The organism is Spongiactinospora rosea (genome assembly GCF_003315795.1).
GTDB classification, from domain to species: domain Bacteria; phylum Actinomycetota; class Actinomycetes; order Streptosporangiales; family Streptosporangiaceae; genus Spongiactinospora; species Spongiactinospora rosea.
Window position 1 is genome coordinate 188625 of the sequence record NZ_QMEY01000003.1, and the last position, 21676, is coordinate 210300.

Annotated in this window: 12 protein-coding genes and 1 pseudogene; 11 read left to right on the forward strand and 2 right to left on the reverse strand. The window is 68.6% G+C overall.

All coding sequences use genetic code 11. The features are described 5' to 3' along the window. Positions 1-872: 872 nt before the first annotated feature. The 7 genes from DP939_RS09530 to DP939_RS09560 are packed head-to-tail and all read left to right on the forward strand — an operon-like array spanning position 873 to position 9390. The gene (locus DP939_RS09530) at positions 873-2465 is read left to right on the forward strand and encodes a methyl-accepting chemotaxis protein (protein ID WP_147267940.1); all 1593 of its coding nucleotides are present in this window, start codon (positions 873-875) and stop codon (positions 2463-2465) included. Positions 2466-2482: 17 nt separating this feature from the next. Continuing rightward, positions 2483-2980, forward strand: coding sequence for a hypothetical protein (locus DP939_RS09535; RefSeq protein WP_225878127.1), 498 nt, complete (start codon positions 2483-2485; stop codon positions 2978-2980). Positions 2981-2990: 10 nt separating this feature from the next. After that, on the forward strand, positions 2991-3668 hold the full coding sequence (locus DP939_RS09540; protein ID WP_113980266.1) for a vWA domain-containing protein: 678 nt from the start codon (positions 2991-2993) through the stop codon (positions 3666-3668). Between the two features lie 17 nt (positions 3669-3685). Beyond that, complete coding sequence (locus tag DP939_RS09545) at positions 3686-4543, forward strand: protein phosphatase 2C domain-containing protein (protein WP_113980267.1); 858 nt, start codon at positions 3686-3688, stop codon at positions 4541-4543. Between the two features lies 1 nt (position 4544). Beyond that, entirely contained in the window at positions 4545-5975 is a 1431-nt protein-coding gene (locus tag DP939_RS09550; RefSeq protein WP_147267941.1) for a hypothetical protein, read from the forward strand. Then, complete coding sequence (gene brxD / locus DP939_RS09555) at positions 5972-7315, forward strand: BREX system ATP-binding protein BrxD (protein WP_113980269.1); 1344 nt, start codon at positions 5972-5974, stop codon at positions 7313-7315. The genes DP939_RS09550 and brxD overlap by 4 nt, the downstream gene beginning before the upstream one ends. A 2-nt stretch (positions 7316-7317) precedes the next feature. Continuing rightward, the gene (locus DP939_RS09560) at positions 7318-9390 is read left to right on the forward strand and encodes a DEAD/DEAH box helicase (protein ID WP_113980270.1); all 2073 of its coding nucleotides are present in this window, start codon (positions 7318-7320) and stop codon (positions 9388-9390) included. 428 nt (positions 9391-9818) lie between these two features. Here the strand turns inward: DP939_RS09560 and DP939_RS49090 are convergent. Continuing rightward, a pseudogene (locus tag DP939_RS49090) lies at positions 9819-10817 on the reverse strand (cytochrome P450); the annotation flags it as partial. Positions 10818-11061: 244 nt separating this feature from the next. On the opposite strand from DP939_RS49090, the gene DP939_RS09570 reads away from it, so the two are divergent. Both DP939_RS09570 and DP939_RS09575 read left to right on the forward strand, forming a co-directional pair. After that, complete coding sequence (locus tag DP939_RS09570; RefSeq protein WP_158578523.1) at positions 11062-12420, forward strand: cytochrome P450; 1359 nt, start codon at positions 11062-11064, stop codon at positions 12418-12420. Between the two features lie 5 nt (positions 12421-12425). Continuing rightward, positions 12426-14711 carry a cytochrome P450 gene (locus DP939_RS09575; RefSeq protein WP_113980273.1) on the forward strand — a complete coding sequence of 762 codons (2286 nt, stop codon included), beginning with the start codon at positions 12426-12428 and terminating at the stop codon, positions 14709-14711. A gap of 108 nt (positions 14712-14819) precedes the next feature. Here the strand turns inward: DP939_RS09575 and DP939_RS09580 are convergent, their stop codons facing one another. Then, positions 14820-18680, reverse strand: coding sequence for a ricin-type beta-trefoil lectin domain protein (locus tag DP939_RS09580; RefSeq protein ID WP_158578524.1), 3861 nt, complete (start codon positions 18678-18680; stop codon positions 14820-14822). 646 nt (positions 18681-19326) lie between these two features. Between DP939_RS09580 and DP939_RS09585 the strand changes: the two genes are divergently transcribed. Then, the gene (locus DP939_RS09585; protein ID WP_113980275.1) at positions 19327-19821 is read left to right on the forward strand and encodes a nuclear transport factor 2 family protein; all 495 of its coding nucleotides are present in this window, start codon (positions 19327-19329) and stop codon (positions 19819-19821) included. A 132-nt stretch (positions 19822-19953) separates the two neighbouring features. Beyond that, positions 19954-21660: a class I adenylate-forming enzyme family protein gene (locus DP939_RS09590; protein ID WP_113980276.1), complete on the forward strand. Its 1707-nt coding sequence runs from the start codon at positions 19954-19956 to the stop codon at positions 21658-21660. Positions 21661-21676 lie beyond the last annotated feature (16 nt).

A 21676-nucleotide genomic window follows, 5' to 3' on the forward strand; every position in this document is an offset into this window, starting at 1 on the left:
CTCGCGCGCCGGCGTGCAGGTGTGCTGGCGACGAAGAGTGCGTGGCGCTCACGCAGCATGTCACTCTCGTGCTGGAGCCGATCCCTCTCTACCGGTGTGATCTCCATGGGGCGCGTACCGGCCGCGCGCCGAAGATGATCCAGGCGGCCTCTGCGCGCCTCGGCACGGCGATCGGGCCGCCCCCTCGAACAGCGGGCTTCCCGTGCCAGGAGGCCGAGGGAGCGGCGCTCGTGGAACGGGTGCGGAAGTGGCTCGGACCGGGGGTCCGGCCAGGCGAGATCGCCGTGCGCGCGTTTCAACATCCTGTCGAACAAGGGCCGCGACCGGTTGGTGTCCGAGGCATGAAGGGACGAGTTCCGTTGTGTGGAGCTGGAAGGGCGACCGCCGACGCGGCGCCGTGTGCCGCCGCTGCGACGGATGTAGGAAGACTCGCCACGCGGCGGACGGCTTGCTGAGCACGTAGCACTGCTGCGGAGGATCGGCGTGACGGCGACGGTGGCGTTGCCGTCACGCCGATCCTGCGCGCGGTGAACCTCTCCCATGTTGCCCTTACCCAGGGGAGCCAGCAGTCGGAACCCGGTCCACCCCACGTCTAGGTTCGCCATCGCCGCTCAAACACGTTGAATGTGAACGGAGTCAACGTATAGGCTGGATGACTTGGATGCTCCCGTCGAGAGCTATTCGTCGACGTGCGGGTCGTCATTCTTGGTTGGGCCTCTGACGCCTTGTCCCATAATGACACCTGCTGGCTCATCTATTACGCTACACACTCCGGTCTCGTTGGTCGTGATGGGTGACATTCGCTGGATCGATCCACTGACCTTCTTGACATTCTGTGGACACCGTTCCGTCAAGAAAGGATACGGCTGTTCGTGATGAATCACGCGCCCGCTGCGGAGCTCCGGAAGCTTGCCGCAGAACCGTTCTTGGAGGCACGTGCCGACCAGCTCCGCTCCCTGGCCGATGCGGTCGATGAACCGGCCGAGAGCGAGCGCTGGTGCGAGGTGGATCTGTTCGCCGCCTTCCCGCCCGAGGAGACTGTCCGGCTTGTATCCCACCGGCCCAGGTGGGCGGGCCTGCTGAACGCCCTGGACCTTTTACAGCCCGTCCTGGTTTTCCTGCCCATTGGGATCACCTGGCTCGGGCTCCAGCGTGCCACCACAGCTTACGGTGAAGCCCTCAAGTCAGGCGGAGCTGAGATTGCCCGTCGCCCCTTTCTGGAGATGTGGCAGCAGGGCTTCGATGGGCGTTTGTCCGGTATTTGGCAATTTGACAGGGTTGCACTGGCCACACTGATGGCGATAACCCTTCTCATCGCTGTCACGCTGCTTGAGCGGCTCTTACGGCGCAGGGAGGAGAACCGTGCCGAGCTGCAGGCCGTGGAGCTTCGTCTCAGATTGCGGGCCGCGCTGACGGAGGCGACTCTGACCCTCGGGCAGGTACGGCTCGCGAGCCCTGCGCGTTTCCAGGCAGAACTCACCAAGAGTGCCATCGAGATCGGTGAGGTCGGATCGACCTTGCGGCGGATCCAGGAGCAAACGGTGCGATCCATGGAAGTCTCCCTGGAGAGCACCAGGCAGGCGATGGAGAGCCTGCTGGAGGCCACGGCCGATATCCAGGCGGCGACGTGGAAGCTCGATGAACACGTGGCGTCCGCGACCGCTGCCACCGTAGATCTCACGCAGACCATCGATCGAACGACGTACGCAATCGACAAGGTGGGTGAAAGGGCGGAAGCAGCGATGGACCAGGCCGGTGACCGCCTTGGCGTTCTGGTGGCCGACTCGACGGGCAGGGTCCGGGCCGCGATGGAGGAGGCCACCACCCGGGCGGGCGCGGCCGTTCGTGACACCACGAAGCAACTGGACGGGCATGTCGGGGAGCTGACCAAACGCGTCAATGAGCTGGCCACGGTCGGTAACGGCATTTCATCCGCGCTGGACGGGCTGCATCGCGCCGTGGCGGACGTCACCTCCATGACACAGGCGACGATGAACCAGGTCGGAGAGCAGATCACGGGGGCGCTCAACGACACGACCAGCGCTGTCACCCACACCTTTGGCAACACCGGTGAGGAGGTTCGTCACGCGCTGGAGGGCTGGGCCGACGCGGTCGGAGATCACGCGTCCCGAATCGAGATCGCATCTGATGCGTCGGGGAGGACGGTGCGGCTCCTGGAGGAACTGCGGGACGTACCCGCCGCCCTTACCCAAGCGATCGAAGAGATCCCTGTTTCGATCCGCGACGTCACCAGCGTGGAGCTGGACCATCTCCGTAGCGCTGTCGGTCAGCTCCCGCTGGCGGTTTCGAGGACCGTGGCCGAGATCTCGCCTGTGATCAGGAAGGCGACGGAGGCCGAGCTCATCGATCTGAGTCAGGCCATCGGTCGCCTGCAGGATGCGGTGAATCAAGTGGGTGAGGTCATCGTCGCGAGTGCGCTGCGTGACGAAAGGGACCCGACATGAGGCGCCACCGCGGACCGATGCCTTTGATCGCGCTGGCCGGCTGGCTTTTCGCGGACCTGTTGCTCGGGTTGACCATCATCATGCTCGGAGCGCAAGCGGCCTCCCCGGCGTCCCCCAAGCCGTCCCTTGGACGTACGGGCTCGCCCGTCGCGTCCCCAAGCCCGTCAGGATGTGCCGCACGCATGGCCGGGGTGGGCTCGAAGCCCTTGAAGCTTTCGTTCCAGGTCGATCCCTCGGCGGGTGGGAGGCGGCTTGTCACTCTGGTGAAGACAGCGCTGCGTACACACAAGCGGCGGCTGGCCGGGCGGCACGCGGGCATGGTTCTCACTTTCGGCGCGAACGGTGCCGCGGGCAATGGGGTGCATCTGGCCGGCCGGGTGAACGAGGCGGCACGGCGCGCCTACCCCGGCGTCTTCAAGGCCGCCGCGACCCGCAACTTCCATGATCTTGCAGCTCCGAGCGGATCGATCTCCATGGAGATCTATTTCGTGACGGAAGGCTGCGCCGACAAGTGATGAGGATGATATGAGCGAGCAGGTACTGCCCTTCTACCTGGTCTGTGACGAGTCAGCGTCCATGGACGGTGAACCCCTTGACGCGATCAACAACGAGTTGCCCAAGATCCACCAGGAGATCGCCAGCAATCCGATCGTCGCCGACAAGGCCAGGTTCTCCATGGTCGGGTTCAGTGACACTGCGGAAGTGCTGCTGCCCCTGACCGACCTGGGCGACATCGATAGCCTGCCGATGCTCTCCTCGCGCGGGCTCACCTCGTACGGCGCGGCGTTCTCGCTATTACGTCAGGCCATCACCACCGACATCGCCGAACTCAAGCAGGCCGGGCACACACCGTTCCGGCCGACGGTCTTCTTCCTGACGGATGGACAGCCGAACGACTACGGCTGGGAAGATGCCTACGGTGAGCTCGTCTCTCCGAATTTCACTGCCCGACCGCACATTCTGGCCTTCGGCTTTGGAGACGTCGAACACCAGACGCTCACCCGCATCGCGACCTTCAGGGCGTTCGTCGCCCAAACCGGTGTGTCGCCCGCGCAGGCCCTCAGCGAGTTCGCCCGGCAGCTGACCAAGTCGATTGTCCGTTCGGCGACTCTGTCGGCTTCTAATCCGGCGAACGCCCCACAGCTGGTCCTGCCTCATGAGAACGTCCCAGGCTTTACCGTACTGGCTGCCGACCCGGTCTGACCTGGAGAGGTTCACACGTGGACAAGGTGATGACACCCCACTTCCCGGAGCCCCTGATCATCGGCAAGCCCCCTCGCCTGCGATCCGCGCCCGGTCCGCTGCCCACTGCGGAACAGGCGGGCCCCGATACTGAGATCGATGGCGCCGATTTGGAGGGGCTCATCATCCGTGGCGCGTCGGTACGGGGTGACTACCATCGCTACGACGGACTGCCCCGGCAGGACGCCATGCTGATCAGGAAACTGGGGGAGTCCCATGTCCTGCTGGCGGTGGCCGATGGGCTGGGAAGCCGGGACATGTCGCATCTCGGTGCGGCCCAGGCATGCCGGGCAGCGTTCGAAGAGTGTCCAGCAAGCCTGCTGGACGGCTACGAGACGCGTTCCGATCCGGTGGTCTATTTTGCCGACATCGCCGAGTCGATGATGGATTTTGCCCGGGACAAGGGTGTCGCGGTGGCGCAGACGGCCACCACGCTTACCGTCGCGGTGATCGACGTTCAAGTTCAGCAGGGGGTTCGCCTCTGTCACATCATGCGCGTCGGCGACAGTACGGCGATGCAGCTACACGGCGGAGAGTGGACCTCCTGCTTCCCGCAGGACGATGACCAGACCCTTGCTTCGTCGGCCACATACGCGCTGCCTGGCGACGCGGCACGCGTGGAGGCGACCACATGGGTTCTCCCTCCCGGGGTCATGCTGCTGTTCTGCACGGATGGGCTGGCCAAGCCGATGGCCGGTCGGGCGGTGCGGGAGCAACTGGCCACATGGTGGCAAGAGGGCACCCCACCATCGCTGCCTGAGTTCCTGTGGCAGCTCAGCTTCCGGGTCAAGACTCATGACGATGACCGCACCGCCATCTGCGTTTGGGGCGTCTGAGGTGGCCTTCGTTCCGCACCCGCTGGATCGCCCGCGCTCCTCGCTTCAGCTTGAACGAGAGCCATTGAACGACGGCGGGCAGGGTGTGGTCACCCGTCTGGTCGGCCCGCAGGACGTGGTGTACAAGGAGTACCTGAAGTCGGCGGGAACCGTGAACGGCCAGGCCCTGGCGGGCTTGGTCGAGTTCGGTGCGAGGCTGCCCCACGATGACCAGAAGCGTTTGTTCTTCTCCTGCGCCTGGCCGACCGCACGAATCGTTGAAGGCAACAGGGCGGTGGGCTTTCTCATGCCCGAGGTTCCCGACGAGTTCCACGATCTCATCCAGGGCCGGCCGCGTCTGGTGGAGCTGCAGTTCCTGTTGTTCCCGCAGAAGCGTGCCTGGCAGGAACTACGCCTGCCGGACCTCGAGGGGCGGATCCAACTGGCGCGGAGATTCGCCGAACTGGTTGATTTCCTGCATGGACACCAGTATGTGATCGGCGACGTCTCCGCCCGTAACCTGCTCTGGTCCACCCACGAGCCGTATAAGGTCCACATTTTGGACTGCGACGGCTTCCGTCGCCTCGGCGCGGAGTCGGTGCTCAAACAGGCGCACAGTCCAGACTGGGAAGACCCCCTAGAGCCGCCAACGGGCCCAGACCTCGATACCGATCGCTATAAGCTCGCCCTGCTGATCGGCAGGATCCTGGCCAGGAACGCCTATGTGCGGCCCGGTGGAGAACTACCGCTACTCCCTGGCTTGCCGGACGACCTTGTGGGACGCGTGCGGTCCACGTTCGCGAGAGCAGCGGGCCCGGTCGGCACCAGACCGTCCGCCCGCGAATGGGCACGCGTCATCGAGGGACGTGAGTGGATCGCCGTGTCCCGGCCGCCCGTCCGGCCCCGGCCCGGTCCGGCCATCAGTTCGCCACCGAGGCAGCGTGCCAGCCAGCCGACGCTGCCACGGATCACGGGGAGAACGCCGTTCCCCACCTCACCGCCGGTCGCGGAGCGCAAATGGATTCCGGTCTCTCCGGCCGGGACCACCGCTCGCCTCGCCCGGCCGGTCCCTCAAGCCGGCATCACCCGGCCGGGCAACACGGTGCGAGCCCCGGAACCTGTCCAGACTCCAGTCCGTGGGCACGGGCTCGGGCAGAAGGTCGTCGAGTCGGCCGCATACGCCGATCAGCGGGTGAGCATCCTCGCCAAGATCACCGACCAGCAGATGGTACTGCTGCTCGACGGTCTTGAACAAGCCGCCGGCGCACTGTCTGTCAAGCAGGCGGCTCGGCTGATCTCCGAGCCTGAGGACCGCACACGACTGCTGATCGGGGAGGCCAGAAAGCTCCTCGACGTCGAGGGCATCTCCGTACTGGTGCTCAAGGACGGCGACAAGACGCTCGACCTGAACATCGCGTTGCTCGTGGAGCAGTTTCTGGAGGACGAGGGATGACGGCGACCAAGAAGGTCAGCCGCGCCAAACGGCGCGAGATCATCGCTGCCCTTGGCCGTGGGACCGTCCCGCGGCTCGGCCTCGATCTGTTCGCGGTGGGCATGGAACGGTTCGAGAAGGGCCTGAACGAGGAACTCGCCGCCGTCACGACTGGCGGGAGCGGTTTCAAAGCCGTGCGCGGTGAGTACGGCTCGGGAAAGACCTTCTTCGCACGCTGGCTCGCCGAGCGTGCCAAGCGCATGCGGATAGCGACCAGCGAGATTCAGATCTCCGACACCGAGACGCCGTTGTTCAAGACCGAGACGGTCTACCGCAGGCTCATAGGCGCGCTGTCCACTGCAAGCAGTCAGCACGGTGCCTTCAGAGAGGTCATCGATTCCTGGCTGCTTACGCTCGAAGAGGTCGTCCTGGCCGCCGGTGATGTGGACAAGCATGACCGGGCGGGCATGGCCGATGCGGTCGACAAGCTCATCGAGCGCAGGCTCGCCGAGGTTTCGAAGAGCGCGCCGGCCTTCGCCGCAGCTCTCCGGGGCTATCGTCGGGCGAGGCTCACAGGAGAGCACGACATCGCAGACGGATTGCTGGCCTGGGCCGGTGGTGAGCCGAATGTCGCGGCACCCATCCGCCGCTACGCAAATATCCGAGGCGACATCGACGCCACCAGCGCGCTCGACTTCCTGCGAGGTCTACTGGTCGTGCTGCGCGATTGCGGATATCCCGGCCTGCTCGTCATCCTGGACGAGATCGAGACGCTGCAGCGGATGCGCTCCGATTCACGGGAGAAGAGCCTCAACACGCTCAGACAGCTCATCGACGAAATCGACAAGGGTAGGTTCCCCGGCCTGTACCTGGTCATCACCGGAACCCCCGCCTTCTACGATGGTTCCAAGGGCGTGCAGCAGAGCACACCGCTGGCACAGCGCCTGGCCGTGGACTTCAGCGGTGATCCTCGTTTCGACGCCACCCGTGCTTCGCAGATCCGGCTCACAGGACTGGACCGGGGCAAGCTCGTCATGCTCGGCCGGGCCGTACGGGATCTTTACGCACGAGGCGCCTCAGCGGAGGCGAGGATCAGGGCGTTGGTCGACGACGCATACGTCGAGGAATTGGCACTCGCCGTGGCAGGCCGGCTCGGCGGCCAGATCGGCAGCTCACCACGGGTCTTCCTGCGCAAACTAGTCACTGAGGTGCTCTATAAGGTGGACGAACATCCGGATTTCAACCCGCGCCGGGATTACCGGCTCACCGTAAAGGACACTGAGCTGACCGACGAGGAACGCAATGCGGCACGAGGAGGACACCGCCCCCGATCAGCCGACGACGTTGAACTCGACTTCTGAGCATGCACCCGACGCTGGCATACCACGTCGCCAACACGCTGGGCTGGTCCCAGCTCCGCCCGCTGCAGATGGCGGCAGGCGAAGCGATCCAGCGCGGCGACGACACGCTCCTTTTGGCTCCGACCGCAGGGGGCAAGACCGAGGCTGCGGCCTTTCCCATCCTGACCATCATGGAGGATCAGCATTGGAGCGGCCTGACGGTCCTCTACATCTGTCCCATGAAGGCTCTGCTGAACAACCTGCACCCTCGGATCGAGCGCTATGCCGCCTGGCTGGGACGCGACGTGGCGATATGGCACGGTGACATCTCTGCCTCTCGGAAGCAGACGATACTCAGAAACCCGCCTGACATCCTGCTGACCACTCCTGAGTCCCTGGAGGCGATGCTCATCTCGACCAGGGTCGATCAGCGCCGTCTGATGCGGAACTTGCGGGTTGTGGTGGTCGACGAGGTCCACGCCTTCGCCAGAGATGATCGAGGTTGGCATCTGCTGGCGGTGCTGGAACGCCTGCACAGGCTCGCCGGTCGGCCACTCCAGCGAGTCGGCCTCTCAGCCACCGTCGGCAATCCGCGGAACCTGCTCTCGTGGTTACAAGGATCAGGAGCAGGGCGTCGCGCGCAGGTCGTCAGTCCTGATGAGAACCACTCGGCCACTCAGCCGGACCTCGAACTGGACCACGTTGGTACGGTCTCGAACGCGGCCAAGCTCATCGCGGTGCTGCACTACGGTGAGAAACGGCTGGTCTTCTGCGACTCGCGGCAGATGGTGGAGGAGCTGGGCGCCCTGCTCCGCGAATACGGGGTGACGACATTTCTTTCGCACGCCTCCCTCTCGGCGCAGGAGCGGCATCGGGCGGAAGAGGCGTTCGAACAGGCGCGTGACTGCGTCATCGTCTCCACCTCGACCCTCGAGCTCGGCATTGACATAGGTGACCTGGACCGTGTGATCCAGATCAACGCGCCATGGTCGGTCGCCTCGTTTCTGCAACGACTCGGCCGTACGGGCCGTCGCTCGAACACGCCGCGCAACTGCCTGCTGCTCGCACTCGACCATGGCGACCTCCTCAGCGCGGCGGGACTCCTGCAACTGTGGAGTACGGGCTACGTGGAGCCGGCACAGCCGCCGCCTCGACCCCGTCACATCGTCGCTCAGCAAATCCTGGCGGTCGCTCTGCAAGACGGAAGGATCGGCGACCAGACGTGGCCGGACTGGTGGAACGGGCTCGAAGCGTTCAAAGACGCAGAGCCCATCCTCGACTTCCTTGTCTCTGCAGGCTTCCTTGAGCGGGACGGGGGCATGCTGCTCGTCGGTACCCAAGCCGAGCAGCGCTTCGGTCGTCAGCACTTCAGGGACCTGGTCGCAGTGTTCACCGCGCCCCCGGAATTCACCGTGCTGCACAGGAATACGGAGATCGGCAGGATGGACCCGAGCCTACTGACCGCGCCGGCCGTCGGGCCGCGTCTGCTCTTGCTCGCCGGCCGTACCTGGCAGGTCGACTGGGTCGACTGGAAGCGGCGCCGCTGCTTCGTGGACCCTGTCGAAGGACTTGGGGGCGAAGCCCGCTGGCCTTCTTCCGCCTTCGGCGGGGCCTCCTTTCGCCTGGCACGGGCGATGCGCGATGTGGCACTCGGCACAGATCCGCCAGTACGCCTCACGGAGCGGGCGAGAAGAGGGTTGGAGAAGGTCAGAGGGGAGTATTCGGATTTGGTTTACGCAGGTGGCACTGTCGTGGTCCGAGAGGGAGGAGACCTGCGTTGGTGGACGTGGGCCGGGCATAGGGCCAACGCGACATTGAGAGCGACGCTCGGCCCACTGTCCGATCCGGCTCAACGAACTGACGCCTTGAGCCTCCGGCTACGCAACGACCTGGACGCTCAGGCCTGGCGCAGCGCTGTGAACCGACTTCCGGTGTGCCTCCCAGAAATCGATCGAAAAGCACTGAACGGGCTGAAGTTCAGTGCCGCACTGCCTGTCGAGCTCGCGCTCGACACCTTGCAGTCTCGTATGGCAGACGTCACGTCCGCCACAGAAGTACTTGGAGAATCCGTCAAATTCTTGATGCGAGAACACTGAATCCGTGACCGCTGTCCTGGCGAGTGGCGACATCGGTAACGGCACCAGATACCTCGATTCACCCGCACGCGGGGCAGTCGAAGCAGGTCACTACGGGCAGGGACAGACTGCGGCATGAGGAGATGCGGGAACATCGGGGAGCATGATCTTGTAGGGATCACCTTGTCTCCGAGCGATATGCACTCGCTGCTCCAGACGGTGTCCGGGGAATTCTCAGGACAGCAGCACGGGCAGTGCGCGCGGACCCTCGGTGATGATCGACGAGGTGTAGGTGAGGTCCTCCTCCGGTACGGCCAGACGTAGGTCGGGGAGGCGGGTGAACAGCGTGGACAGCGCGACGCGGGTCTCCAGTCTGGCCAGTGGGGCGCCGAGGCAGAAGTGGGTTCCGCGGCCGAAGGCCAGGTGGGGCGGGGGTCTCGGGTGACGTCGAACCGCTCGGCCTGCGGGCCGTATCTGGCGGGGTCGGTGCCGCCGGCGCCGAAGGCGATCACTACCGGCTCGCCGGCGCCGACGTCCACGCCGGCGATGCGCACGTCCTGTAGTGGGTAGCGCGGCACGGTGTTGACGACGGAGTTGCGTGAGCGCAGGGTCTCCTCGACCGCAGCGTCCCAGTCGCCGCGCTCGCGTACCCGGGCGAGCTGGGACCGGTCGGCGCAGAGGGCGACGACCGCGTTGGCGATCAGGTGCATGGTGGTCTCGTGGCCTGCCACGATGACGGACCAGAGGATCCAGCGGAGTTCGTTGCCGGAGAGGCGGTCGCCGTCGGCGTCCTGCACTTTGAGCAGGCCGCCGGTGAGGTCGTCGGCGGGGTCGTGGCGGCGTCGTTCGACGTGTTCGGCCAGATATGCCAGCAGTGCCGTACCGGCCTTGGCGGCGTCGGCGGGCGCGGCGTCGTGGGAGACGAGCACCTGGGTCCAGGCGCGGATCCCGGCGCGTTCCTCCGGCGGCACGCCGAACAGCTCGCAGATCACGATGATCGGCAGCGGGCCGGTGTAGCAGCGGACCAGGTCGGCCCCGTCGCCCTCGGCGAGCAGGTCGCCCAGTAGCTCGTCGGCCAGCGCCTGGACGCGGGGCGCGAGCGCCTGGACGCGGGCGGGGGTGAAGGCCCGGCTGACCAGGCCGCGCAGCCTGCGGTGGTCGGCCCCGTCCTTGATCAGCAGGTGCTCGCCCTCGATGACCTGGCGCATCGGCCAGTCGGCGGGGATCCGGCCGTCGTGCAGCGCGGTGAAGTTGCGGGCGTCCTTGCTGTAGAGGACGTCGTCGCCGGCCAGGACGCCGGTGATCGCTTCATGGGTGGTGACCAACCAGGCCGGTACGCCGCCGGGGAGCTTGATCGGCGCGATCGGCCCCACCTCATCGCGGAGGCGGCGTACCGTCCGCACGGAACGTTCGCCGGGGACGGGCAGTTGCTCGGGCGGAAGGTTCATGGACGGACTCCCAGGGGCCGGCGGGACGGATGGCGGACCTTCGCACTGTGCGTGCCGATGCGGGCGGCGGCCAAGGCCAGGACGATGTCACCCCGCGGACACCCGGCCCTCATCCGATGGCGACCACGACGGCCACTGGCTGCGCCGATCGTCGCCGGGTGAGGGTCGTCCGGCTCCGACCCCGGGCTGTCAATGCAGTCAAATGACGGATGCTCCCGTCCGAGGCCGGTCAGAGGATGCGGCCATGGACCTCGCCCAGGAAATCTCCCACCGGCCTCCCGACGTCCCGGGAGGGTGGCCGCTGCTCGGCCACATCGTGCCCATCCTCCGGCGGCCCCTGGAGTTCCTGCCGTCCACGGCCGCGTACGGCGATGTCGTCAAGGTGCGTTTCGGGCGGCTTCCCATCTACGTCGTCACCCATCCGGACGCGGTGCGCGAGGTGCTCGTACCAGGGGACCTCGACTACACGCGGGGACGCATCTTCGACAAGCTGGAGCCGGCCCTCGGCAAGGGCATCGCCACGGTGTCCGGCGCCGAACACCGCAGGCAGCGCCGCCTGCTGCAGCCGGTCTTCGCCCGCGAGCGCCTGATCGGCTACGCCGCCATCATGCGGACCGCGGCCGAGCAGGTCACCGCCTCCTGGCGGGACGGCCAGGTCCTCGCCATGGACGAGGTCATGAACGACCTGGCGCTGACCGCCCTCACCCGGAGCCTGTTCTCCTTCGCCGCGCGCCCGGACACGGCGGAGGCGATCAAGGAAGGCATGCGGTCGCTCACCCACGGGCTGCTGCTGCGTACCGTGCTGCCGACGGCGTGGGAACGCCTCCCCACCCCTGGCAATCTCAGATTCCGGCGCGCGATGGCCACCATGCACCGCGCGATCGACGATCTGATCACCGCCTACCGGGACGCCGGGCAGGACCGCGGCGACGTGCTGTCCGCCCTGCTCACGGTACGCGACGAGGACGGCGGGGGCCTGCCCGACGAGGAGATCCACGCTCAGGTGACCACGCTGGCGCTCACCGGGATCGAGGCGCCGGGGGCGGCGCTGGGCTGGGTGCTGTACGAGATCGGCCGCGCCCCGGAGATCGCCGGGCGCGTGCGGGCGGAGATCGACGGCGTGCTCGGCGACCGGACGCCCACCTTCGACGACCTTCCCGCCCTCGGGTACCTGAACCGGGTGATCAACGAGGTGCTGCGGCTGCGCACCCCCCTGGTCTTCATGCGGCGCACACTGAGGCCGGTCCGCGTGGGCCGGACGACCATCCCGGCGGGCTCGGAGGTCATCTACAGCCCGTACCTGCTGCACCACGACGCCCGCTGGTTCCCCGACCCGCTGCGCTTCGACCCCGATCGATGGCTGCCGGAGAACGCGGGGCGCATTCCCAAGGGGGCCTACGTGCCCTTCGCGGCCGGGGCGTACCAGTGCATCGGCAAGCTGTTCGCCACCACCGAACTCGCGATGGCGGCCGCCACGATCTTCGCGCGCTGGACGCCCCGGCCGGTCGAGGACGCCCCGGTACGCGAGATCGCCACCGCCCTCGTCCGCCCGAGTCGACTGCCCATGACGGTCCACCTGCGGACCCGTACGGATCGGGGATAGCCGCCGTGGAGACCTACGAGATCCCCGATCTGAGGCTTCCGTTCGCCACGTCCGCCCATCCTCAGGCGCAGCTCGTCCAGGAGATGACGGAGCGCTGGTGCCGCGCCCACGGCCTGCTGCGTTCTCCGGAGGTCGCGGCCAAGTTCAGGGCCCTCGGCTACGGCCGGGTCATGTCCACCCTCTGCCCGCACGCCCCCCTCGCCGGCCTGGCCCTGATCACCGACTGGAACAGCCTCTTCTTCATCACCGACGACCAGCAGAACAACGCGATCGTCACCGGCCGCACCGAACTCTACGAGGACCTCGTCGCCCGCATGCGCGCACTCGTCGCGGGCGGCGACCCGGCCGCCCACCTCGGCCATCCGCTGCCGGCGGCCCTGGGCGACCTGCTGCGCCGCACCCTGCCCGGACAGCGCCCGGCCTGGGTGTCCAGGTTCCGCCGCGACCTGGACCTGTGGCTCACGGGCCACCTGACGGAGAACGCCTACCGGGCATCGGGCACCGTTCCCGGCGTGGCGGCGTACATCGCGCTACGGCGCGACGCCAGCACCGTACTGCCCACGCTCGACCTCGTGGAGTCGGTGGAGGGCGCCACCGTGACGGACGCGCTCTACCGGACCCCGGATTATCAGACCCTGGTCACGGGCACCGCCGACATCATGTGCTGGATCAACGACATCCACTCACTGCACATGGAAGGCGACGACCCGATCAACCTCGTCACCGTACTGGACCATCACCACCGCCTTGGCGTGCCCGGCGCGATCGAGGCCGTGGCCGCGCGCATCGCCGCCCGCGTGCAGGACCATCTCGCCGCGGCCGAGGCGCTGCCGTCCACGATGGACCGGCTGGGGATGACGGCGGCGGCGCAGGTCCCGGTCATGCGGTGCGTACGCGACCAGCGGTCGTGGGCGGCCGGCATGGAGAACTGGGACCGCACGGGCACGATCCGCTTCGCCGCCTCCGAGCGTCCCGGCCCCCGGCAGGACCGCCTCGTACGTGCAGGACCTGCTCGACCGACCCACCACAGGAGGCCGATCATGACCGTCGTCCCCTTCTCGCTCCCCGTGGCCGACGAGCCGCTGCCCCGCACCCACGCCCGGTTCCGCGAGGCCGGGCCGGTCGTCCCCGTACGGCTGCCGGGCGGCGTCCACGCCTGGGCCGTGACCACGTACGCGGCCGTACGTGAGGTGCTGAGCGGCGATGACAAGGTGTTCGGCAAGCACTCCTCGCACTGGGCCGCGCTGCGCGACAGCACGGTGCCGCCGGACTGGCCGCTCCTGCCGCTGGTGCTCGGCGAGCACATGCTGGCCCGCGACGGCGCCCAGCACCGGCGGCTGCGCGGCCTGCTGTCCAAGGCGTTCACTCGCGCCCGGGTCGAGGCGCTGCGCCCCTGGATGGAGGAGATGACCGAGACCCTGCTGGACCGGGTGGTCGCCGAGAGCGACGGCGGCCGGGCGCCGGTGGACCTGGTCCCGCTGTTCACCGAGCAGGTGCCGATGGCCGTCATCTGCGAGTTGTTCGGCGTCCCCGGACCGTGGCGTGCCACGTTGCGCGGCTGGACCCGGACACTGGTGGCGCACGACGTCACCTCGGAGCAGATCCAGGCCGCCGTCCAGGAGCTCATGGCGTACCTGGGACGCCTCGCCGAGGAGAAACGGCACAAGCCGGGCGACGACCTCACCACCGCGCTGGTGCGCGCCCACGACGACCAGGACCGCCTGTCCGCCGGGGAACTGGTCGACTCCCTGTTCCTGCTGCTCATCGCGGGCCATGAGACCACCGTGCACCTGCTCGGCGACGCCGTCGTCAACCTGCTCGCCCACCCCCGGCAGCTCGGCCTCGCCCGAACCGGCGACCTGTGGCAGGACGTCATCGAGGAGACCATGCGCCTGCGCCCGCCGATCGCCGCCGCGATCTTCCGGTACGCCCTGCGGCCGGTGGAGATCGCCGGCGTGCCGATCGCGGCGGGCGACGCGGTGATGGTCTGCTACGGCGGCGCCGCCACGGACCCCGCCCGGTATGGGCCCGACGCCGGGGAGTTCGACATCACCCGCGGCAAGGTGGACCATCTGGCGTTCGGCCACGGGGTGCACACCTGCCTGGGCGCGCCCCTGGCCCGCATGGAGGCCGGCGTCGCCCTGCCCCGCCTGTTCGCCCGGCTGCCCCGCCTCAGGGCGGCCATCCCGCTCGACGAGATCCCGTACTCGCCGTCCTTCCTGACGTACGGCCCGCAGTCGATCCCGGTCCACACCGGCACACCGGCGTTCCAGCACACCCGCCGAAAATGACGCCTGATTCCAGACGCCGCCTGACGTACCGACCGCGGATCAGGGCAGGGAACGCATATGACCGGAGACCGCCCGCCGGTGGCCGGCGGGCGGTCGGTGACCGGCTGGTCAGCTCCGCGTGGGCAGCGACCAGATCTCGTACGGATTGAACTCGCAGGTCGCGAGCGTGAACGGCTCCCGGTAGGAGAATCGGCGAACGCTCACGCACAGTCCGGACGCCGTGTTGAGCACGGTCCCATTCGCCTGCTGCCGCCACAACCTCGACGTGTCGCCGGAGTCACAGGGGGCCATCACGATCTTCGTGCCCGGGGCCCGGCCGCGGTTCTGGGTGGTCATGCACCTGCCGCCCCTGCCCTTCACCTGGCCGTCCGAGGCCATGGTGAACCGCTGAGGCTCGGTGTGGTTGCAGTCCCATACCGTCAGGGCGGCGCTGTCGCCGTCGTCGGCGCACCAGATTTCGCTCATGTGGGTGATGTTGTCCGCAGCCGCCAGGCCGCGGACCGCCATCCGGAATTCGGCCGTCGCGGCGCCCGTGCCGTCGGTGACCTTGACGGTCACCTGGTGGAAGTTCACGGTGGTGGGCGTGCCGGAGATGGTGCCGGTACCGGCGTCGATGGCCAGGCCCGGCGGCAGGCCGTCGGCGGTGAACGTCTTCCTGCCACGGCCGCCGGTCGCGGTGACGGTGATCCTGACCGGCTTGCCGACGTCCGCGACCTGCTCCCCAGGCACCTTGACCGCCAGCTTCTCCCCGGTGTCGGGGCCCTGGATGGGCAGCTCCCACTGCTGGGCGGGGGCGCCGGTGCAGTCGGCCAGGGTGAACTGCGTCCGGCTCTCCAGCTTCGGCGCGTTGAGGCAGCGCCCCGAGGCGGGGTTGCGCAGCGTGCCGTCCTCGCTCTGCTGCCAGATCTGCGAGGCGGCGCGACGGCATTCGTCGATCACGATCGGCGATCCGTCGCCGGTGGCGTCGGCGGCCACCGTGAGGCACTTGCCCTTGACCTCCAGGGTGTCGTCGGCGCGGACCGTCCAGCGCTGCGTGTCGCCCGAGTTGCACTCGTACACGATGACCCTGTTGCCGTTGGTGGTGGCGCCGACCCAGTCGTCGACGCACCAATTGTCCGGACCGGTGATCAGACCGTGGTGGACGCTCCAACTGAAGAACGCCCGGCCGGTGGTGCCTGCGCCGTCCGTGGCGGTGACACTGGCCATGCCGTCGCTGACGGTGGCCGCCTTGCCGGTGATCCGGCCGGTGGTGGCGTTGATGGACAGCCCGGCGGGCAGCCCGGTCGCCCGATAGGTGAGGTTCGCCTTGCTGCCGGCGGTGCTGATGTTCATCTCGGTGCCGACAAGCGGGTCCTGGCGGCCGGGATTGGCGATCGCGCCGAAGTCCGGGGCGGTGGGCAGCGTCCACACCTGGGTCCCCGCAGCGGCGCAGGCGGCCAGAACGGTCTGGTCGCCCTGACCGGTGGCCGATGCCGCCAGGCACCGGCCGGACGCCGGGTTGCGCAGCGTGCCGTCCGCCTGCTGCCGCCAGACCTGCGACTCGGCCTTGCCGCACGCGGACAGCACGATCGGGGTCTTCTCCGCGGTGCCGTCCTTGGCCGGCGTCAGGCACTTGCCCATGCCGAGCAGTCGCCCGTCCTCGCGTACCGTCCAGAGTTGCCCCAGGTCGTTCGTGCCGCAGGACCACAACTGGATCGGCGTGTCGTCGGCGTCGCGGTCGTCGCGGATGTCGAGGCACAGGCCGTTGACGCCGGTGATCGCGCCGTCGACCACCCGCCAGGTGAAGGTCTCCGTCACGGTTCCCGCGCCGTTGGTGGCGGTGACCGTCACGTCGGCCGACTGCGAGGTGGTGGGGGTGCCGGAGATCAGCCCGGTGCTCTGGTTGATCTTCAGTCCGGCCGGCAGCCCCGTGGCGCCGTACGTCACGGTGCGGGAGCTGACGTGGTTGGTGACCGAGATCAGTTGCGAGACCGAACCGCCCTTGAGCGAGACCAGCGTGCCGGGATTCTTGATGGCCAGCGAGGGCTTCGGCTCGTTCGACAGTTGCCAGCGCTGACCGGCGCCGCCGTCGCAGGGAGCGAGGGTGAGCTGGGTTCCCCAGTGGCCGGCGGGTGCGGTCAGGCAGTTTCCGGTCGCGGGGTTGCGCAGGGCTCCGTCCTTCTCCGGCCGCCAGACCTGCGTGGCGGCGCCCTTGCACGCGGACAGCACGATGAGCCGGCCGGCGGCGGAGGTGTCGTCCGAGGCGGTCAGGCAGTAATTCGTCGCCGTGCCGTTCCAGAACATGATGTTCCCGTTGTCCCGGGCCAGCCAGTTGTGACCGCAGCCCCACACCTGGACCTTGTTCCCCTCGGCGACGCGCGAGGAGTTGTTGTCGATGCACAGGCCGTTGAGGCCGGTGATCCCGCCGAACCCGTGGATGACCTCCCAGACGAAGCTCGTCGCCGCCGACGTGGTGCCGGCGGTGGCGACGACCTCGACCGTGGTCGCGCCGGTCGCGGTCGGCGTGCCCGAGATGACCCCGGTCGCGGCGTCGATGGACATCCCGGCGGGCAGCCCGGTCGCGCTGTACCGCAGGCCGCTCGCGCCGGTCGCCTTGATCTTGGAGATCGTCACCGCGTGGCCCGCGGCCGTGAGCTGGCGTCCCGGGTTGGTGATCCGGATCGGCCCGCAGGCCGAGTTGAGCAGGCGGTTCGGCGATCCCGGACCCGCGTTCCCGACCACGTCGGTGCTCGCGCACTCGATCAAGGCGTCGGAGACCTGCTGCGGAGTCGCCTGCGGATGCGCCGACAGGTAGGCCGCGGCGGCGCCGGCCACCAGCGGCGCCGCCAGCGAGGTGCCCCCGGCGGTGCCGACGGCGGTGTCGCTGTCCCAGGCCGACGTGGTGATGTCCATGCCGGGCGCGAAGAGGTCGATGCACTTGCCGTAGCTGAAGCCGGGCCGGTTGCCGTTGCGATCGATGCCGCTGACCAGGATCGCCTCGGGGACCCGTTGCGGCGACAACTCGCACGCGTCTTCGCTGTCGTTGCCCGCGGCGATCACGTACGTGATCCCGGACCTGCTGGAGTTGCGGATCGCCTCTTCCAGATCTAGCTGGATGGCCTTTCCGGTGGTCCAGCTGATGTTGACCACGGCCGGGCGCTGCGCGCTGCGCGTGATCCAGTCGATGGCCTCCAGCGCACTGGCCGACTTGCCGTGCGCCGCGCAATCGGCGATCACCCGCACCGGGTGCACCTTGGCGTTCTTGGCCACGCCCCAGGTGCCGGCGGCGGCCGCGCCGGCCACCGCCGTGCCGTGGCCCTGGCAGTCGCCGTGGTCGGTCCCCGGCGGGCCGCTCGTCACCCGCCCGCCGAACTCCTGGTGCGTTGCCCGCACCCCGGTGTCCATGATGTAGATGCCGGCCGCCGACGCGTCCGCGTAGTCGAACGTCCCGCTCAGCGACTGCCCGATCTGGTCGATGCGGTCCAGCGCCCAGTACGGGTCGTTCTGCCTGGACTGCGCCCGCAGCGCCTCGCTGGGCGTGGAGCGCGGCCGCGAGGCCGCGTCCTTCTCCGGCTTCATCGGCGGATCGGACGGCACCACCAGGGCGACGTCCTTGCGGACCGAGGCCACCAGCGGGTCCTTGGCCAGCGCCGCCGCCTGCTCCGGCGACAACTGCGCGGAGAACCCGTGCAGCGCCGTCGTGTACACGTCCTTGAGCCGCCCCCCGACCCGATCGGTCAGGTCGCGGGCCGCCTTGGTGATGCGGTCCTCGCCCCGCAGGGCCGGCCGGTCGGCGAACCGCACGATGTAGCTGTTCGGGATCGGCTTTCCGGCGATCTCCTCGTCCTTGGCGGACAGGCCGTTCCCTGGGGGAGGAGAGGCGGTCGGCGTGGCCGATGGTCGTGGAGGCTCGGGGGCCGCCTGGGCCGCGGCCGCGCCTTCGGCGAGGAACGCGGTGGTGAGCACGGCGAGGGCCGTGACCCGTGACAACGCCGATATGGTCCTGGCGGGTAATGGCCTTCCTGACGTTCCGAACATCACCCGTCGCAGAATGCGAATCATTGACTTCCTGTTCCGGCTAAGTCGTGGAAATGCACCGGAATTAGTGCGGCCATAGCCTAGTGCAACGGTCCGTCAATTCACAAGAGAAAGTAGTGCCGCCAGGGTAGAGCCATTCCTGCGGCAATTGATAATTGAGCGCGGAATTCCGTTAGAGGCTCGGGACGCCTATGCGTTCACGCCCTTGGCAGGGCCTTGGACCAAGGGGAGGAGGTTCTGCGAGCCTCCGTCCGGTCTGCGCTCCGGGCAACGGCCGCCATGGGTTCCGGCCCGGTGGCGACCGCGTGAACAGGCCGGGCCCGGATTCGGGGCGGACACCTCGGGGCGAGCATGCGTTTGAGGCTCGGCGCGCGGGCTCTCGGTGTGCTCGTGGCCCGCCTCGGCTTCACCGGTCATTCTCCAGGCGTCAATTCCCGGAAAGCGTGGAAACGGTTTTACAAATTCGGCCGCGAGCCCGCGGCCGGCGGTGCCCTCCGCTTCGTCCCGGCCGGGGTCCGACCATGCTCCATCGGATCTCGAAGCCGCGGTGCCACGCTCGGTGCGAGTGATGCGACACGGGTGAAGAGGGGAGCGCGACATGACTCTGCCACAGAGGGTATCCGGCGGCACGGGTGTCTCCGAAGGCGCGGACGGCCCGAACGGTACGGCCGTCTCCGGTGACACGGCCCTCTACCAGGAGGTCCAGCAGTTCTACGCGCGCCAGATGCAGCTTCTCGACGAGGGCGTGGTCGAGGGGTGGGCCGGTACGTTCACCGAGGACGGGGTGTTCACCGCCAACGCCCACCCCGCCCCGCAGCGCGGGCGGTCCACGATCGAGGAGGGCGCCCGGAAGACGGCCGCCCAGCTCGAAGCCCGTGAGGTACGGCGACGCCACTGGCTCGGCATGCTGACCGTGGACGAGCGGCAGGACGGCACGATCGCCGCGCGCACGTACGCGCTGGTCCTGGAGACGCCGAAGGGCGGGCAGGCGGGCGTCCTCCTGAGCTGCACCTGTGACGACGTGCTGGTCAGGCAGGGCGGCGAACTGCTCGTACAACACCGCAGCGTGCACAGGGACGACCTGCCCGCGTAGCGGTGGCGGCGCCACGGCCCCGCAGCGCCGAGACGGCGCCTCGAACGGTCGTCGAGGCCGCCCGGTCACTGTTGCGGGCAACGGCGAGCACCCGCGAGGCAAGCAACGAGCGAACGCACGAAAGGGCCGGCCATGCGCAAGCAGGAGGGTACGGCCGCCGTGGACAGCACCGTCCACGGCGCGCCGCTGGAGACGATCGAGCACCTGGTCGGCGGGCCACGCGTCGACGACCTCCTCACGCGGGCCGCCCGCCGGGCCCCCGGCAAGCCCGCGCTGGTCACGGCGGCAGGCGTCCTCAGCTTCGCCGACCTGGACGAGCGGGCCACCCGCTGCGCCTCGGCCATCACGGACCTGGCCGGGCCGGCGACCGGCGAGGAGGCATCGCGTCAGGTGGTCGCCATCGCGACCACGCTCGACCCGGCGTTCGGGATCGCCTTCTTCGGCATCGCGCGCTCGGGCCACATCCCCGCGCTGATCAACCCGCTGCTGCGCGAGGAGGGGCTGGTGCACGTGCTGCGCACCTCGGGTGCGAGCATCGCGATCGTGCCGCCCGAGGTGCACCGCAGGCTCGCGGCCGTGCGGGACCGCCTGCCCGGCCTGCGGCACACGATACTCAACGGCGACGACGGCCTGGGCCCTGAGCCCGGGGTCCCGCTGTTCAGCGAACTGATCGAGCGGGCGGTGGACGGGGCCGCGGGCGGGATGCCCGACGGGCCGGGCGGCGATGAGGAGGAGGTCGCCTGCATCCAGTTCACCAGCGGCAGCACGGGCGCACCCAAGGCCGTCCTGCTGAGCCATCGCAACGTCACGCTCAACGCGGCGCAGTCAGCGTACGCGCACCGGCTCGACGCCCGGTCGGTGCTCTTCAACAACCTGCCGACCTTCCACCTCATGCACCTGACGATGGGCGTCACGGTCGGCGCGACACACGTGCTGTGGCCGGAGGAGGACGCCGCAGAGGCGGTCGAGGCGTGTGCCCGCCACCGTGGCACCCACTACTACAGCCTCCCGGTACGGCTCTCGCGCCTGGCCGCCGACCCCCGGCTGCCCACGCTGGAGGCCCCGTCGCTGCGGGCCTTCCTCTGCGGCGGCTCGGCGCTGCCCGTGACGACCACGAGCACCCTGCTCCAGCACTTCGGCGTGGCCGTCGCCCAGGGGTACGGCCTGCAGGAGACCTCACCGTCGACGCACTTCGACGACCTGGACGACCCGGTGATCCGCTCGTCGGGACGGCCCGTCGTGGGCACCGGCTGCCGGATCGTGGCCGTCGAGTCGCGCGACGTGCTGCCGAGGGGCGAGAAGGGCGAGATCCAGGTCAGGGGCCCCCAGCTCATGAAGGGGTACCTGGGCAGGGACAGCTCCCGCGTCGTCGATCCGGGCGGCTGGTTCTCGACGGGCGACGTCGGCTACGTGGACGAGGCCGGCCGGTTGTTCGTCGTGGACCGGATCAAGGACGTCTTCAAGCGCGACAACTGGCTCGTGTCGCCGACCGAGATCGAGCGCGTCCTGCTCAGGCACCCGGGCGTGCGCGACTGCGTCGTCTTCGACCACCCCGACGACTTCAGCGGGGCCGTCGCCCACGCGCTGGTCGTCCCGGAGACCGGTCACGGGAACGGCGCGGCCGGCGCGGTCAACGGGAACGGCGAAGGACCCGGGGAACCCGGGGTGCGCGCGGAGGAACTGGCCGCGTACGTCGCCGAGCGGTGCCCCCCCTACGAACATCTGCGCTACGTCGAGCTGGTCGACGAGATCCCCCGTTCGTCGAACGGCAAGGTCCAGCGGCGCGACCTGCGAGAGCAGGCCGTCGCCCGCCGGCCGAGGCCGCTCGACGGCACCTGACCCGAGCACATCCACC